We start from the raw sequence: 16,041 nt of genomic DNA on the forward strand, positions 1-16,041 counted from the left end.
ACCTCGTACGTACCGTTTCGTACGTAACATGATACGTACGAAACGATTGGGGTCGAGCAGCTCGATACGTGGGCGGGTGGGTGATGTCGGTTCTCAGTGCATCTGGCGGGTTTCTCGTGTACGTGGCACGGCGTTGGCGCCGGCTTCTCATCCGATCTGGCGGAAGCGGCGGAACCGCAGGTCGGTACATCGTGGACGAAGCAGATCGGCGCGGTGCCCGCCAAGAATCCGCCAGATCGGATGAGAAGGAGTTGATGGCGGCATGACTGACGCAAGTGGCGCACCGCAGGTCAAGCCAGGTCTGCACCGCCAGATACCTGGCGAACTGACAGGTGACACCTGTCCTTTCCCCTCGCGGGCCCGCGGCGGTGGTCGCCGCCCCTCGGCCTCGCGGGGACAAGTCAGCACGCCGGGTCGAGGCCGCCCAGGCCGGGCACGCAGTCGTCGACCGCGGCCGCGATGGTGGCCTGGTGTTCGTAGTCGTCGATCCACTCGAGGACTCCGTCCGGGCTGTCGGGCCCGGCGCTCAGGCCGATCCGGAAGCGGGTGTCGATGCGCAGACGCAGGTAGGGCGACGGGTGGCCGGTCCGGTGGGTGGCGGCCGTGATGCGGCGCAACGCGGCGGCGCCGGCGATGACGGCGTCGACTTCGGTGGCGGCGGTGCCGGATTCCTGCGCGACGGCCGGATCGCAGGTGACGGTCCAGGTGTGCACGAGCGGGCCCTTTCTTCGGGTCGGTGCGACCTTTCGGTGGATGCCAGTGTGTCCGGCTACCTCGGCCCCGACCGGGGCGGAGACGGGCAGCGGGCCCGGTCCTGTGGAGAACCGGGCCCGCTGTGGACAACTCCCCTCGAGTCACCGGCGCCCGTCGAGAGCGAGGGCCTTGTCGTCGGCCGGGAGCAGCACCGACCGGGCCACAGCCGCGGTGCGGGCGAGCTCGGCGGTGAAGGCGCGGTGACCGGCCCGGTCGAAGAACCGGAAGACCAGCGGTCCGGTCTCGACGTCGACCCAGTGGATGTGTCGGCGACGCTGCGGATCGAACGCCCCGCCGGGGGTGATCTTCGACGGCGGCACCGTCGACCAGTGCACCGTCACCACATGCTCGTCGGTGGCGAAGCGGTCCGGGCGCAGCAGGAACTGCTCGGGCAGCACCGTCGTCGCCCCGTCGGTGACCGGGCGCCGCAGCACCGCCACCAGGCCGCGGACGACGGCCGGGTCGGTGAAGACCATCCGCACCGCGCCGATGGTGGCGAACACCGCCGCGCTCGCGGTCAGCGCGCTGGTCACATCCAGCCGCACCTGCTGCGACGCTCCGGCGATCATGATCGTGGTGCGGGTGGTCGAGCTCGGAAAGCTCGGGGTCTGCGGCGCGGTCATGGCGACCTTCCTGCTGGAGGTGAGAACCGGCGCGGGTCCGCCCGTTCTTTTGCCCTTCTGGCAGGGAGAATGTGGACCGGCATGAGGGCCGCGGAGTGCAACCTCTGGGACGGAAAAATCTCGCCGGAGCGCAGCGGAGGAGAGAATTTTCCGGGCCGTCAGGCCGCGCAGCGCCCAGGGGTTGCGCGCAGCGGACCGCCGGTCACCATCGGAGGCCAGAAGGGCAAAATCAGGCTCGTCGACAGGGCGGAGCGCAGCGGAGCTCGATTCGGTGTCTCGAGATTCGTGGCCAAATCTCCTCTGGGATGGCCACTCGATGGCCAATTGGGTGAGATTGTCTCGGCGTGGCCGTGTGGTGGGGCCGCGTAGCGCGGTGGATGATCTTCCGAGGCTGGGGAGATGCTGCGTTGCGCCTCGTGTCGAGGCAGTAGTCGATACTTCCCGTATGGATGTCGATGCCGAGCCGACGAGTTGGCCGGACGATCCCGTTGATCAATTCGCCGCAGTCGTCGAGTTGCTGGTCCGCGGCGAGAACGACCGTGCGCGGGCGGCGGTTCCAGCGTTGGATCTCGAGGAGATCGAAGCGGTCCGCAGGAAGCGATCAGCCGAGGTCGCGGCATGTCGGGTAGTGGTGCCGACGCGCACGGCGCCGGCGATCAAGCGGCGGACAATGGAACGGGAAAAGCTCGCGGTGTTTGCGCGTGATCGGTGGACGTGTCGGTTTTGCGGATCCCGCACCCTCGATCTCCGGGTGCTGAAGCTTGTTTCGCGCGCCTTCCCAGCGGAATTTCCGTATCACTCGAAGTGGAAGTTCGATCATTCGCACCTGATCTACTGGACCCACTCCAGCAGCCTCGAGCACGTCGTCCCGATCGCCCGCGGTGGCGCCGACGAGTCCAGCAACTTCGTTACCACGTGCTACGCGTGCAACGATGCCCGCAGCCATTACCTCCTCGATGAACTCGGCTGGGCACTTCGCGAGCCCGCATCCTCCACCTGGCGTGGACTCACCGAGTACCTACCCGCCCTGAAGGCCGCAGTGACTGCGAAGCCCTCCCTCCCCTCTGACGATCGGTGACCGGACAGCAGCGGATTCCTTGCCGTTCGCGCTTGACCTTCGAGTCGACTCGAAGGTTTACCGTCGTCTCGTGAGCACTTATCGGATCTCGCAGCTGGCGGAAATCTCCGAGGTTCCGGCCACGACGTTGCGGTTCTACGAGACCGCCGGCCTGTTGTCCGCCGAGCGGACCGCATCGGGTTACCGGGTCTACGGCGACGAGGCGGTGGAACGGTTGGCGTTCATCTCCTCGGCCAAGCACCTCGGCCTGCCGCTGGAGGAGATCCGGGATCTGCTCGAGGTCTGGGAGCAGGGAGTCTGTGCCTCGGTGCGTCAGCGGATGCTTCCGCTGGTCACCGATCGGATCACCGACGCCGACAACAGAATTGCGGAACTGACGGCATTCTCGGCGTACCTGGCCGGTGTCCGCGCCGACCTGTCGGAGCCGGCACCGGACGGGGCCTGCGGGCCGGACTGCGGCTGCCTCACCGCCGCATCCGCATCCACCACCGCGGCGCCGGTATCGGCGCCGGTATCACCGACACTCGAACGCCGGCCCGAGCCGACACCGGATCGCTCCTGGCGGGACGCCCCGGTGGCCTGCACCCTCAGCGGCGACGAATACGACGAGCGGGCCCGGCAATGGCGGCATGTGCTGGCCTCGGCCACCGGCCGCGAGGAGATCGACGGCGGGATGCGTGTGCGGTTCCCGTCCGGCCCCGACCTGGTCGCCGAGGTGGCGCGCCTGGCCGCCGCCGAACAGGGCTGCTGCGCCTTCTTCGACTTCACCCTGCACCTGACTCCCGACGCGCTCGCACTGACTGTGCGCGCCCCCGAGACCGCCCACGCCCTACTGACCGAACTGTTCGGAGCGAACGCATGACCTCACCCCAGCGTCCAGGATCTGCCCGGTGGCAGGCGATGGGGATGGGCGCCGCGGTCGGCGCCTGCGCGGGGTGCTGCGCAGGACCGGTACTCACCGTCCTCGGGGGCCTCGCTGTTCTGGGCGTGGTGGGTGCGGTGTGGATCCCCGTACTGATCGTCGCCGCGCTCGTCGCCGCGCCGCCACCTCCTGCGCGGGGACGACGACGGTGGACCTTCGGAGGCCCTCGGTGGGCGGCGGCGCAGGTGCGCGCACCATTTCCGAACCACGATGACCCGCCGGGCACCCGGTGGGCGAGAATTCAGTGCGCCCACGCAGACCGGTCGGCGCGGGGCACACGATCGGGGAGTCGGATAAGTGGCGCAGCCGCAGGGCGTTGTCGAACGCATGGAACACCACCAGGTGGCGATCTACCTCGCGGCGATGGTCGCGGGCGCGGGGCTCGGCTGGGCCGTCCCGGCAGCAGGCCCGGGCCTCGAGCACGCGATCAACCCGGTACTCGGTGCCCTTCTGTACGTGACATTCCTGCAGGTCCCCGCCGCCGAACTGGTGCGGTCGCTGCGCGATGCCCGGTTCCTGTCGGCCACGATGGTCGTGAATTTCGTGGTGGTGCCACTCGTGGTGGCGGCCATGTTCACGTTCCTGCCCGCCGATCAGGCCGTGCGGGTCGGGGTGTTGCTGGTGTTGCTGTGCCCGTGTGTGGACTACGTGATCGTCTTCAGCGGCCTCGCCGGCGGCAGCAGCCGACGGCTCCTGGCCGCGACCCCCCTGTTGCTGATCACCCAGATGATCTTGTTGCCGCTGTTCCTGGTCCTCTTCATGGGTTCGGACTTGTCCGACATCGTCGAGACCGGCCCATTCGTGGAAGCGTTCGTGGTGCTGATCGTCATCCCCCTGACGCTGGCGTGGGCGACACAGTTCTGGTCCGGTCGGGCAGCGGTAGGCCGGAAGGTGTCCGCCGCGGCGACGTCGCTCATGGTGCCGTTGATGGCGGCCACCCTCCTGGTCGTGGTCGCCTCCCAGATACCGAAGCTGGACGGCAACTTCGCCGACGTGGTCGCGGTGGTGCCGTTCTACGCGGCGTTCCTCGTGGTGATGGCGTTCGCCGGATGGGCGATCGCCCGGCTGTTCCGCCTGGATGTCCCGTCGGGGCGGGCCGTGGTGTTCACCGGTGCCACCCGCAACTCCCTGGTCGTGCTGCCGCTGGCCTTGGCCCTGCCCGACCCGCTCGCGGTTGCTGCGGTCGTAGTGGTCACCCAAACGCTCGTCGAAGTCGTCGGGATGGTCATCTACGTGCGCATGGTCCCGCGCCTCGTCCGGGACGACCGCACCGCCGTGTCCGCCTGACTCGCTGTCAATTGTCCCTGGCACTCGGCCGCAACAGATCCCGGTGAGGCAACCATGACCGGCACGTTCCGAAAGCCGGTCCGTGACCGGAACTCGCTGAGCTGGCCCTTCCCGTTTGCCCGTCCAGGTGATGATTCTGCTTTCGGGGCCTCAATCGAGGCACTCCGAACGCTCGGGAGCGCGCTGCCTGCAAACTCCGCACAAACGCCCCGGAACCATAGGACACGGCCAGCTGGCGGGAGCGAAACTGTCCTCTGAAGAAATGCCACCACGTTGAGACAGGTCGCGGTGGCCATACCGTGAGACCCAAGATGAACGCGCAGATCGCAGCGTCTCGAAATCTCATCGGCAGCGAGACCCTACATCGATTCGGCGTGCGCCGCAGGCGCACCACCGGCCGCGCCCGAGGTCGACGACACCCCTGTCGGCGGAGCGTGCCGGTGCGCGCAGCGGGATCGCGGTCGCAGCTGCCCCGTGCGCACCCGCCCGGCCGCCCCCGTAGTCCCTCCGGCGTGGGGGCGGGCAGTGGTCGTGCCGGCGGCGCAGCCGGCCGACCCTCTCCCCTGCGCTGTGCCGGTGCCGCTGGGGTGTGCCGACCGGTGACGGCCCGGCGGCAGGTCTCGTTCACCCGGGCGGGGCGGCCTCAGCCGACGGAGGCCGGACTGCACGACCGGGCACCCTCTGAGGACATGTGCAGCGGGGCTGGGGATCCCGGGATCCGGTGGGGGCGCGCACGACCGGGAGGCCTCCGCCCTCCCGCGTTATAGGGGTCCCGGTAGTAATGGCGCAAAAAACAACGAGGTTCGCGTAGCGCCTGGTCGGCGGTGATTTCTCGGTTCGGGCTGCGGGCCGGGGTGGTTGGTGCTTGGCTTGGCTGCCGATGAGGTTGGTCGGCGTTTTGGAGGCTGGGGTTCGTGGCGACGCGGGTATTCGCGGACGAGGAGTTGCAGCGCCTGCGGGAGTTCCCGGAGATCAGTCGTGAGGAGTTGTTCCGGTACTTCACGCTGACCCCGGCGGATCTGGCGTTCGTTGCTCCGCAGGGCAGGGGCCCTGCGGTCCGTCTGGGCCTGGCGGTGGCGTTGTGCACCTTGCCGTGGCTGGGGTTCGTGCCGGACAAGGTGTCGTCGGCGCCGCCGGTGGCGGTGGCCCGGTTGGCGGATCAGCTGAATGTCGATGCGGTGCAGCTTCGTTCGTATGGCAAGCGGGCGCAGACGCGGACCGAGCATGTGCGGCTGGTGGCCCAGTATCTGGGGTGGCGGCCTGCCGGGTCGATGGAGTTGAAGGAGCTGGATGAGTTCCTTCTGGCGCGGCCGATGGAGCACGATTCGCCGACGCTGTTGTTCCGGCTGGCGTGTGAGTACCTGATCTCGGCGCGGGTGATCCGGCCGGGCCCGGACACGGTGGTCCGCCGGGTCGCGCATGCTCGCACGCAGGCGCAGCGGGAGACCTATGACCGGTTGGCGCGCGAGTTCACGCCGCAGCGGTGTAAGGAACTGGATGCGTTGCTGGTCGCCGACCCGTCTATCGGGATGTCGCGGTTGCGGTGGTTGTCGACCGGCCCGGTGGAGGCGTCGGCGACCGCGGTGAAGGCCGAGGTCGAGAAGCTGGTGTTCCTGCGCAACCTGGGCGCGGATGAGCTGGATATGTCGGTGCTGCCGGCGGAGCGGCGGCGGTTCCTGGCGACTGTGGGCCGACGCTTGACGGGCCAAGCCTTGGAACGCCGGGATCCGCAACGCCGCTACCCGATCCTGCTCACGGTGTTGGCTCAGTCGGCCACCGATGTGCTCGACGAGGTGGTGCAGCTGTTCGATCAGGCGATCTCGGCCAGGTTGAGCAAAGCCGAACGCCGGATGCGCGACGAGCTCGCCGAGCGCGGTAAGGCCGGAGAGGATCGGCAGGGGTTGCTCGACGACTTGCTGGCCATCATCACCGACACGCAGATCCCTGACGAGGAGATCGGCGGCCTGATCCGGGGCGATCGGATCGGATGGGAGCGGTTGCGGGCCGCGGTCGCGCAGGCCAAACCTCGGCTGCCGCGCGATCACGGGCACCTGGCCGCTCTGGACAGCTCGTACTCCTATCTGCGGCAGTTCACCCCGCAGGTGCTGTCGACAGTCCGGTTCGCCGGCGGCACCGCGGCGATCGAGCTGCTGATCGGGGTGCACATGCTGCGGGAGCTGAATGCGACCGGTACCCGCAAGGTGCCCGACGACGCGCCGACGGGGTTCGTGCCGACGAAGTGGCGCGGCTACCTCGACGAGGCCCGCAAAGCCGGCAACACCACCGCCTATCGGCACTACTGGGAGCTGTGCGTGCTGCTGGGGCTGCGGGACGGGTTGCGCAGCGGCGACGTGTTCGTGCCGGGGTCGCGCCGCTACGCCGACCCGGCCGCTTACCTGCTGACCCCGCAGGCGTGGGAGCCGCAGCGTGACGAGTTCTGCCGCCTGGTCGGCAAGTCCGCTGATCCGGCCCGCGCCCTGGCGACCGCCACCGACGAGCTGCACGACGCTATGAGCGAGTTGGAGAAGGTGCTCGCCGACGGCGACGGCCCGGTCCGTCTCGATGAGGCCGGTGACCTGGTGGTCTCGCCGCTGTCGGCAGAAGACGTTCCGGCCGAAGCGGTGGCGTTGAAGCAGGAGTTGACGGAGATGCTGCCGTTCGCGCCGATCGTGTCGCTGTTGATCGAGCTGGACAAACGCACCGGCTACCTGGACTGCTTCACCCACGCCGGCGGTAAGCAGTCCCGCACCCCGGAGTTGAAGCGCAACCTCATCGCGGTGCTGCTGGCCTACTCCACCAACCTGGGTCTCACCCGTATGGCGGAGGCCTCCGGCATCTCCTACGACATCCTGGCCTGGACTTCGGAGTGGTATGTGCGGGAGGAGACGCTGCGGGCGGCGAACCTGACGATCATCGACTACCACCAACGCCTGCCGCTGACCCCGATCTTCGGGGCCGGCACCCTGTCCTCCAGTGATGGGCAGCGGTTCCCGACCCGTGGCAAATCGGTCACTGCCAGAGCGTTGAGCCGCTATTTCGCGAACGAAGGACTGAGCACGTATACCCATGTCACCGATCAGCACGCCACCTACGGCACGAAGGTCATCGTCGCGACGAGACGTGAAGCTCACTACGTGCTGGACGAAATCCTCGGCAATGCAACGGATCTGCCGATCACCGAGCATGCGACCGACACGCACGGCGTCACCCTGGTGAACTTCGGGCTGTTCGACCTGCTCGGGTTGCAGCTCTCGCCCCGCATCCGGGACCTGGGCCGGATCACCCTGTACCGGGCGGCGCCGCGAGCCCAGGTCGAGTCCGCGTTCCCGCACGCGGGCCCGCTTTTGACCCGGCGGTGCAATCTCGATCTGATCGCCGAGCACTACGACGACCTGCTCCGGCTGGCCGGGTCGCTGAAGTTCGGGCACGCCACCGCGTCGCTGCTGGTCGGCAAGCTGTCGGCGTCGGGCCGGCAGAACGCCCTCGCGGCGGCGCTCAAGGAGTACGGGGCGCTGCGGCGCACGATCTACGCCGCCCGGTATCTGTCCGACCCGGGCTATCGACGCAAGATCTCCCGCCAGCTCAACAAGGGCGAATCCCTGCACGCGCTCCGCCGCGACCTGCTCTACGCGCATGAAGGAACCGTGCGCGCGAGGCACCTGGAGGGACAGACCGAACAGGCATGGTGCCTCACGTTGGCGACCAACGCCGTCATCGCCTGGACCACGGAGTATTACGGTCTGGCGACCGAACAGATGCGGCGGGCCGGGCGGCGCATCGATGACGAGGTGCTGGCGCACATTTCTCCGGCGCACAGCGAGAACATCAACTTCTTCGGCGCCATCGAGGTCGACATCGACGCCGAACTGGCCCAGCTCGGCCCCACCGGGTACCGGCCGCTGCGGGTCCGCGACACCCTCTTCTGACCGCCGGCTACCACCTTCCGGGAGAGGGTGCTGGGGCGTAGCTGGGCACATCGGTGGCCTGGGTTGGGTCAGCGACAGCGTGGTGGTTCGGTGGCGGTGAGGACGCGGTCGCTGATCGGGCGCAGCTGGGCGTAGGCGTCGGCGACGGGCAGCACGAGCCCGGTGGGGTGCCGGCTCTGCCAGTCGGCGGCCGCCACGGCGGTGGCGAAGTAGCGGCCGGGGTTGCAGGTGGTGGCGCGGACCCGGGTCGGGTCGAGTTCGTCGGGGCCGGGTACAGAGATGACCGCGGTGGCCGGGTCGAGGCCGCTGACCCCGGAGGCCGGGTCAACGGACAGTCGGATGGTGGTTCCGGTTGCGGCGCAGGTGGATTCGACGGTGGCGGGGCGACCGATGATGGCGGGGAACAGCAGGGTGTCGGCGGCGCACCAGGTGTAGAGCTGGTGGCCGTCGACGGTGAACCGGTGCGGGGTGGGATTGAGGGTCAGGCCCCAGCCGAGGATGCGGTGCCGGTCGTCGTATTCGATGTCCGCGGCGGCGGGCGCGTTCTCGACGTCGGCGACGCTGGCGCCGGCGGCGGTAGCGAGCTGTTCGATGGTGATCGGTTCACCGGCCGCGAGCAGCCGCATCGCGGTGCCCATCAGGTTCGTTCCCGTATTGGCGGTGGAGTCGAACAGTGTGTCGACGATGGTGGTGGCGAACGGGTTGGTCGTCATCGCTGGTGTCCCCTCGGAGCGTGTAGTCACGGGTGTGGGATCGAGTGTCGGGCTTGCCACCGCAGGGAAGGTCAAGCGCCGCAGCCGCATGTCCTCGGATCCGGCACCCACGGCGGGGCGGCGGCTCGGTCGTGGCTGGTCGCCCGGGTCAACGCGTCGTGGTGGTGGTGTTCGAACTCGTCGATGCGGCGGCGCTGCTCGTCGAGGTCGCGGATGCGGTCCTCGATCCGGGTCCGGGAGCGGGCCAGTAGTTCGGCCAGCTGCGGTCCGACCGGCCGGGCGCTGTCGTCGCAGGTGGCGGCGAGCTGACGGATTTCGGCCTCCGTGAGGCCGAGGCCGCGCAGGGTGGCGATGACCTCGACGCACCACAGCGCGTGTTCGTCGAAGAGCCGGTATCCGGCCCGGCTGCGGCCGAGGCTGTAGATCAGGCCCAGGTCGTGGTGGCGGCGTAGTACTTTCGCCGGCACTCCGGTGCGGCGGGCCAGGTCTCCGATGGTCATCACCGGTGTGTTCATGACGGCTCGATCCGGTCCTCAGCCCGCGCAGCAGGACAGCTTGGCGACATCGGCGGTGAAGGTTTGGGCGGTGAGTTTCAGCGCTTCGGCCATGGTCAGATACGGCGCCCAGGTGCGGGCGAGCTGGTCGACGGTCATGCCCGCGGTGATCGCGTACCCGGCGGCGGTGATCAGATCCCCGGCACCCTCGGCGACGGCGTGCACGCCTAGCACCCGCCCGGTCCCGGCCTCGGCGACGAGTTTGACCACACCACGGGTGTCCCGGTTGACCAGGGCACGCGGCACGTTCGCACCGGTGAGCAGCCGCGACTCGGTCCGTAATCCGGCTGCGGCGGCTTGGCTGTCGGTGTGGCCGACCGCGGCGATGGCCGGGCTGGTGAATGTCACCCGCGGCAGCGCCGTGTAGTCCAGGGTGCGGCCGGCGTGCCCGAGGGCGTTGCCGGCGGCGAGTGTGCCCTGCGCCGCCGCGACGTACACGAATTGGGGGCCGCCGGCCACGTCGCCCGCGGCCCAGATCCGCGGGTTGCTGCTGCGCTGGTGGGCGTCGACGACGACGGCGCCGCGGTCGTCGGTGCGTACCCCGACCGCCGCCAGATTCAATCCGGGGGTGTCGGGGCGGCGGCCGGTGGCGATGAGCAGCTGGGCGGCCCGCAGTTCGGTGGTGGCCCCGTCGGCGGTGCGGACGGTGACGAGTTTCTCGCCGCCCTCGGCCAGTGCCTTGTCGAGGGTGGCGCCGGTGAGCACGGTGATGGCTTCGTCGGCGAACACCTGCGCGATGGCCCGGGAGATCTCGGGTTCCTCGAACGGCGCCAGCCGATCCAGGGCCTCGATCACCGTGACCCGGGTGCCGAGCCGGGCGAACAACTGTGCCTGTTCGAGACCGATGGCGTTGCCGCCCACCACGATCAGCGACCCCGGCAGGACGTCGAGCTCCATCGCGGTGGTCGAGGTCAGATACCCCGCCTCGGCGAGCCCGTCGGTCGGCGGCGCCCACGGCGCGGCGCCGGTCGCGATCAGGTACTGATCGGCGTCGATCACCCGCGGGCCATCGGCCCCCTGCTCGACCCGCAGCACCGGTGCGTCGGTGGTACCGGTGAAGACGGCGGTTCCCGAGACGATCTCCCAGCCGTAGTCGGCGGCCAGGTCGAGGTACTTCTCGCCGCGAAGCCGGTCGACCAGCGCGTTCTTGCCCGCGATCAGCTCGGCGAAGTCCACCGGTGCCCCGGTCGCCGCCAGCCCCGGGAACCGGTCGGCGCTCGCCGCGGTGTGCCGGGCCTCCGCGGCGGCCAGCAGCGCCTTCGACGGCACGCAGCCCACGTTCACGCAGGTGCCGCCGATCGCGGCGCGCTCGACCATCACCACCCGTTTGCCGAGGTTGACCGCGGCGATGGCGGCGGCGAACGCCGCCGAACCGGAACCGATGATCGCCAGATCGGCGCGCGGGGATGTCGTGGTCACGGCGGGTTCTCCTTGCTGGGGGACTCCGGTCACGGAACAGGTTGCTATTCGCGTTGACGAATATCTCCGGACATCATACTATGCGCTTATCCGAATAGTTCAACTTTCTTCTTGTGGAGGCGATCCCCTTGCCCCGGTCCACGACCGCCGCCGTCACCGCGCCCGGTGGCGAGACGGCCTGCACGCACCTGGATGCGACGGCGAAGTTCTTTCGCGCGCTGTCGGATCCGACGCGGTTGAAGCTGCTGGAGTTCATCTTGGCCGCCGAGCGCACCTCCGCGGAGTGTGTCGAGCATGCCGGGATCTCCCAGCCGCGGGTGTCGGTGCACCTGTCCTGCCTGGCCGACTGCGGTTATGTGACCGCGCGCCGTGACGGCAAGAAGCTGCGCTACTCCGTCGGCGACCCACGCGTCGCGGACCTGGTGATGCTGGCCCGCTCCCTCGCCGCCGACAACGCCGCCGCGCTGACCTGCTGCACCCGCATCGACACCGCTCGTGTGAACGGAGCAGGACATTGATGAACGTACGCAACAACTCCACGGGGATCGGCGGCCCGCTCGCGGTGGTGGGTGCCGCCGTGGCCATGATCGTGTGCTGCGCCGGACCGGCCTTGATCGCGGCCGGTGCGCTCACCGCCCTCGGCGGTGCGCTGCGCAGTTGGGGACCGATCGTGGCCGCCGCGGTGATGGTCCTCGCCGCCGTCGGCTACACCGCGCGCCGTCGTAAGCCGCCGCAGCGAGGGACAGTCCGCGGACTGCTGGGCACCCGCCGATCGCATCAGCCCAACGCGTCGACCGATCGGAGTTCCCAGCCGTGACCACGCCGATCACCCGACGCACGGTGAGCGCGGCGCTCGCCGCCCTGGCGGTCACGGTGCTGGCTGCCTGCGGCACCGACACCGCCTCGCCCCGCGCCGCCACCGACCCCGTCACGGTCACCGCGCTGTCCGGGGCGCCGGTGACCGTGCCCAGCGGCAAGCCGACGGCGATGTTCTTCTTTTCGGTCGGCTGCGGTGAATGCGTGGGCGGCGCGAAGTCGCTGTCGCAGGCTGCGCGACAACTCGGTGACACCGCCGCTTTCGTCCTGGTCGACATGGATCCGGCCGAACCTGCCCAGGTCGTCACCGACTTCCAGCAGCAAACCGGGACCGACACCGTGCCCGCGGTCATCGACACCGATGCGACCCTGACCAAGCGGTACTCCGTGGCCGCCCTGTCGACCCTGCTCGTCGTCGACCCCGGCGGTGCGGTCGCCTACCGGGCCGCCGACCCGTCCGCCGATCAGATCACCGCCGCGCTGGCGAAGGCCGGGGACCGGTGAACGGGCTGCTGGCCTTGGCGTTCACCGCGGGCATGCTCGCCCCGGTCAATCCGTGCGGTTTCGCGCTGCTGCCGGCCTGGATCACCCACACCCTCGGCGACACCGCCACCGAACCGCTCGGGGTACGCACGGCGCGGGCGCTGCGAACCGGCGTCGCTTTTACCCTCGGGTTCGCGGGCACCCTGGCCGTGGCGGGGCTGGCCATCAGCGCCGGTGCCCGCGCGCTGATCAGCGCCGCGCCGTGGCTCGGTCTGGTCGTCGGTGTCGCCCTGGTATTGCTCGGTGTCGTCATGTTCACCGGCCGCGTGCTCGGTCTGCGACTGCCCACCCGAGCGCTGCGCCCGGCCACCGGGCCGGGCGGCACAACCGGGATCGTCCTCGCCGGGATCGGCTACGCCGCGGCGTCGCTGTCGTGCACGTTCGGGGTGCTGCTGGCCGTCATCGCCCAGGCCCAGGCCACCGCGGGCTGGGGTGCGCTGCTCGCGGTGTTCGTCGCCTACACCCTCGGCGCCGCGACGATCCTGCTGCTGGTCAGCCTCGCCGCCGCGGCCGCCGGTACCGCGCTCACCCACCATCTCGCCGCCCTCGCCCGGCACGGCACCCGCATCACCGCGACCGTGCTCATCCTCACCGGCGCCTACCTGGCCTGGTACTGGCTGCCCGCCGTCACCGGCGACACCACCGGCACCAACGGATTCGCGGCCCTGTCCACCACCGCCAGCACCTGGCTGCAGAACCACACACCACTGATGGCGACGATCGCGGCACTGACCGTGCTCACCGCCGCCGTCACCGTCCTCGCTCACCGCATGATCCGGCGCCGCGTTACCGATGCCGCACCCGTCGACTGCTGCACCCCGACGACCGTCATCGAGGAAGGGCGCCCGCAATGACCGAACGCTACGACACCCTCGTGCTCGGCGGCGGAATGTCCGGGCTGCCACTGGCGCTGCGCGCCGCCCGCCACGGCCGGGTCGCCTTCGTCGAGAAGGAACTGCTCGGCGGGACCTGCCTGAACCGGGGCTGCATCCCCACCAAGACGATGATCGCCTCCGCCGCCGTCGCCCATCAGGCCCGCCGCGCCGCCGAGTTCGGCGTCCGCGTCGGCGGTCCGGTCACCGTCGACCTGGCCGCCGTGGTGGAGCGTAAGAACACCCTCGTCGATTCCATCCGGGCCGGATCGTATCGGGCCGTCGAAAAATCCGCCGACCTCGACTTCTACCACGCCGCAGGACAATTCACCGGTAACCGGCGCCTCACCGTCGACGGCACCACCCTGACCGCGGACCGGATCATCCTCGCGACCGGCACCCGCACCACCCTCCCGGCCATCGACGGCTTGGATGCCGTGCCCTACTACACCTCCCGCACGCTGCTCGACCTCACCGAACTACCCGCCCACCTGCTCGTCGTCGGCGGCGGCTACGTCGGCTGCGAATTCGCGCAGATGTTCCGGCGATTCGGCGCCGAGGTCACCATCGTCCAGCGCGCCGACCGGCTGCTGCCCGGGGAAGACCCCGACATCAGCGCCGCCGTCGCCGACGGCATGACTGCCGACGGCATCACTGTCGCGACCGCCACCACCTGTACTCACGCCGCCGGGACGGCCGGCAACATCCGGATCGGCTGCACCGGCACCGAGACCGCCGAGATCACCGGCAGCCACCTGCTGCTCGCCACCGGGCGCACCCCCAACACCGACGCCCTGGGCCTGGAACACCTCGACCTGCAACCCGACCCGCACGGCTTCCTCACCGTCGGCGACACCCTGAACACCTCCGCCGACAACGTGTGGGCGATCGGCGACCTGCGGGGCGGGCCGATGTTCACCCACACCGCCCGCGACGACGCCGACATCGTCTACCGCACCGTCTACCGCGACCAGGACCGCACCACCACCGGACGTGTCGTGCCGCACGCGGTGTTCACCGACCCCGAAGTCGGAGCCGTCGGCCTGACCGAACCCGCCGCCCGCGCAGCCGGCTACGACGTGATCATCGGCCGCCAGAACTTCACCGGCGTTGCCAAAGCACGCGCCATCGGCAACACCCGCGGCCTGGTCAAATTCGTCGCCGACGCCGCCACCGACCGGATCCTCGGCTGCCACATCGCCGGACCCGACGGCGGCGACCTCGTCCACGAAGCCGTCATCGCCATGACCTGCGGCGCCACCTACGGCCAACTCGCCGCCGCCATCCACATCCACCCCACCCTCGCCGAAGCCGTCAACGCCGCCGCCGGCGGCGTCCACCGACCCGCCGCCGACTGATCCCACAGATAACACCCTGTTATCTGTGGCACCATGAAACCCGGCCTGCGACGACTCCGCTCCGGCGGTGCGCGAAGCGGCCCTGTTATCTGTGGCAAGCAGGCCAGGGAGGTCACAATGTTGTCGTCCGGGATCACCGTCCGCGCCGCCGGCGACGGCTTCCTCGACTCGATCCGCTCCCCGAACACCCGCCGCTCCTACGCCATCGCCGTCGATAAGACCACCGCCAGGCTCGGCGAGGCCCGGCCGCTGGCCAATGTCGCCGACGACGAGATCGGCGAAACCCTGGAAACTTTGTGGGGCGAGGCGGCGGTCAACACCTGGAACGCCCGCCGCGCCGCGGTCGCGTCTTGGCTGGCGTGGTGCCGCGAGCACGGACACCTCGCCCCGGCGGTCCCCGCGTGGGTGAAACGCTCCACCCCGCCGGACTCGGCCACCCCGGTGCGCTCGCGCACCGCGATCGACCGGCTCATCACCCGCCGCGACATCGACCTGCGGGATAAGACGCTGTGGCGGATGCTCTACGAAACATGCGCCCGCACCGAGGAACTGCTCCAGGTCAACATCGAAGACCTCGACCTGGCCGGGCGGTGCTGCCCGGTGAAGTCCAAGGGCGCCAAGCCCCGCACCCGCCGCCGCGGCGCCGCCCATCACGAGTACGCGCACGAGCTCGTGTACTGGGACGCGGGTACCGCCCGGCTCCTGCCACGCCTCACCAAGGGCCGCACCCGCGGACCGCTGTTCGTCACCCACCGCCGACCCGGACCCCGCAAAGCCGTCGCCGACCGCGACATCTGCCCCGACACCGGCCTGGCCAGGTTGTCCTACGGCCAGGCCCGCGCCCTGCTCGATGCCGCCACCGCCACCAACGGACCCGGCACCGGCTGGGACCTGCACGAACTCCGGCATTCTGGCCTGACGCATCTCGGCGAGGCCGGAGCCAGCCTGCTCGAGCTAATGGCCAAGTCCCGCCACCGCAAACCCGACAACCTGCGCCGCTACTTCAAACCCTCACCGGCGGCCATGCGCGGCATCACCAGCCTCCTCGGTCCCGACCGCGGCCACCGATAGCGGCCACCAACAACGACTCGTCCGTCTACCCGGACCAGGCGCTACGCGAACCTCGTTGTTTTTTGCGCCATTACTGCCGGGACCCCCCTGAGGGGCGCTGCCCCTC

The 16,041-nt window shown here is 69.7% G+C and carries 15 protein-coding genes; 10 read left to right on the forward strand and 5 right to left on the reverse strand.

Annotation, left to right across the window (positions count from 1 at the left end; translation table 11 throughout):
* Positions 1-401: 401 nt before the first annotated feature.
* Complete coding sequence (locus tag G6039_RS27355; RefSeq protein WP_029547269.1) at positions 402-713, reverse strand: hypothetical protein; 312 nt, start codon at positions 711-713, stop codon at positions 402-404.
* Positions 714-854: 141 nt separating this feature from the next.
* On the reverse strand, positions 855-1,376 hold the full coding sequence (locus G6039_RS27360; RefSeq protein WP_029547268.1) for a hypothetical protein: 522 nt from the start codon (positions 1,374-1,376) through the stop codon (positions 855-857).
* Between the two features lie 445 nt (positions 1,377-1,821).
* On the opposite strand from G6039_RS27360, the gene G6039_RS27365 reads away from it, so the two are divergent.
* The 4 genes from G6039_RS27365 (at position 1,822) to G6039_RS27380 (ending at position 8,589) form a co-directional block, all read left to right on the forward strand.
* On the forward strand, positions 1,822-2,454 hold the full coding sequence (locus tag G6039_RS27365) for an HNH endonuclease (RefSeq protein ID WP_010596907.1): 633 nt from the start codon (positions 1,822-1,824) through the stop codon (positions 2,452-2,454).
* A 70-nt stretch (positions 2,455-2,524) separates the two neighbouring features.
* Positions 2,525-3,316, forward strand: coding sequence for a MerR family transcriptional regulator (locus tag G6039_RS27370; RefSeq protein ID WP_010596908.1), 792 nt, complete (start codon positions 2,525-2,527; stop codon positions 3,314-3,316).
* 357 nt (positions 3,317-3,673) lie between these two features.
* Positions 3,674-4,663, forward strand: coding sequence for an arsenic resistance protein (locus G6039_RS27375; protein WP_010596909.1), 990 nt, complete (start codon positions 3,674-3,676; stop codon positions 4,661-4,663).
* Between the two features lie 914 nt (positions 4,664-5,577).
* Complete coding sequence (locus tag G6039_RS27380) at positions 5,578-8,589, forward strand: Tn3 family transposase (RefSeq protein ID WP_010596910.1); 3,012 nt, start codon at positions 5,578-5,580, stop codon at positions 8,587-8,589.
* Positions 8,590-8,657: 68 nt separating this feature from the next.
* Here the strand turns inward: G6039_RS27380 and merB are convergent, their stop codons facing one another.
* The 3 genes from merB to merA all read right to left on the reverse strand — a co-directional run bounded on the left by merB (position 8,658) and on the right by merA (position 11,275).
* Complete coding sequence (gene merB / locus G6039_RS27385) at positions 8,658-9,302, reverse strand: organomercurial lyase MerB (protein ID WP_010596911.1); 645 nt, start codon at positions 9,300-9,302, stop codon at positions 8,658-8,660.
* Between the two features lie 71 nt (positions 9,303-9,373).
* Positions 9,374-9,817 carry a MerR family transcriptional regulator gene (locus tag G6039_RS27390; protein WP_010596912.1) on the reverse strand — a complete coding sequence of 148 codons (444 nt, stop codon included), beginning with the start codon at positions 9,815-9,817 and terminating at the stop codon, positions 9,374-9,376.
* 18 nt (positions 9,818-9,835) lie between these two features.
* Complete coding sequence (gene merA, locus G6039_RS27395) at positions 9,836-11,275, reverse strand: mercury(II) reductase (protein WP_010596913.1); 1,440 nt, start codon at positions 11,273-11,275, stop codon at positions 9,836-9,838.
* 128 nt (positions 11,276-11,403) lie between these two features.
* On the opposite strand from merA, the gene G6039_RS27400 reads away from it, so the two are divergent.
* The 6 genes from G6039_RS27400 (at position 11,404) to G6039_RS27425 (ending at position 15,935) form a co-directional block, all read left to right on the forward strand.
* Positions 11,404-11,793 carry an ArsR/SmtB family transcription factor gene (locus tag G6039_RS27400; protein WP_026138108.1) on the forward strand — a complete coding sequence of 130 codons (390 nt, stop codon included), beginning with the start codon at positions 11,404-11,406 and terminating at the stop codon, positions 11,791-11,793.
* Positions 11,793-12,092 carry a hypothetical protein gene (locus tag G6039_RS27405; protein WP_010596915.1) on the forward strand — a complete coding sequence of 100 codons (300 nt, stop codon included), beginning with the start codon at positions 11,793-11,795 and terminating at the stop codon, positions 12,090-12,092. The genes G6039_RS27400 and G6039_RS27405 overlap by 1 nt, the downstream gene beginning before the upstream one ends.
* Entirely contained in the window at positions 12,089-12,595 is a 507-nt protein-coding gene (locus tag G6039_RS27410) for a TlpA family protein disulfide reductase (RefSeq protein ID WP_010596916.1), read from the forward strand. The genes G6039_RS27405 and G6039_RS27410 overlap by 4 nt, the downstream gene beginning before the upstream one ends.
* Positions 12,592-13,488, forward strand: coding sequence for a cytochrome c biogenesis CcdA family protein (locus tag G6039_RS27415; protein WP_010596917.1), 897 nt, complete (start codon positions 12,592-12,594; stop codon positions 13,486-13,488). The genes G6039_RS27410 and G6039_RS27415 overlap by 4 nt, the downstream gene beginning before the upstream one ends.
* Positions 13,485-14,864 (forward strand): dihydrolipoyl dehydrogenase family protein, encoded by a 1,380-nt coding sequence (locus tag G6039_RS27420; protein WP_010596918.1) that lies wholly within the window; start codon positions 13,485-13,487, stop codon positions 14,862-14,864. Before G6039_RS27415 ends, G6039_RS27420 begins: the two co-directional genes overlap by 4 nt.
* Before the next feature lie 117 nt (positions 14,865-14,981).
* Positions 14,982-15,935 (forward strand): tyrosine-type recombinase/integrase, encoded by a 954-nt coding sequence (locus tag G6039_RS27425; RefSeq protein ID WP_017682183.1) that lies wholly within the window; start codon positions 14,982-14,984, stop codon positions 15,933-15,935.
* The last annotated feature ends 106 nt before the right edge of the window (positions 15,936-16,041 follow it).

The sequence above is a fragment of the Rhodococcus aetherivorans genome (assembly GCF_011058165.1).
Taxonomy (GTDB): domain Bacteria; phylum Actinomycetota; class Actinomycetes; order Mycobacteriales; family Mycobacteriaceae; genus Rhodococcus; species Rhodococcus aetherivorans.

Excerpts from the sequence above, each read along its gene's own strand:
- G6039_RS27405 (WP_010596915.1), top strand. The coding sequence starts at position 11,793 with ATGAACGTACGCAACAACTCCACGGGGATCGGCGGCCCGCTCGCGGTG.
- G6039_RS27425 (WP_017682183.1), top strand. The coding sequence starts at position 14,982 with ATGTTGTCGTCCGGGATCACCGTCCGCGCCGCCGGCGACGGCTTCCTC.
- G6039_RS27390 (WP_010596912.1), bottom strand. The coding sequence starts at position 9,817 with ATGAACACACCGGTGATGACCATCGGAGACCTGGCCCGCCGCACCGGA.
- merB (WP_010596911.1), bottom strand. The coding sequence starts at position 9,302 with ATGACGACCAACCCGTTCGCCACCACCATCGTCGACACACTGTTCGAC.
- G6039_RS27360 (WP_029547268.1), bottom strand. The coding sequence starts at position 1,376 with ATGACCGCGCCGCAGACCCCGAGCTTTCCGAGCTCGACCACCCGCACC.
- G6039_RS27420 (WP_010596918.1), top strand. The coding sequence starts at position 13,485 with ATGACCGAACGCTACGACACCCTCGTGCTCGGCGGCGGAATGTCCGGG.
- G6039_RS27365 (WP_010596907.1), top strand. The coding sequence starts at position 1,822 with ATGGATGTCGATGCCGAGCCGACGAGTTGGCCGGACGATCCCGTTGAT.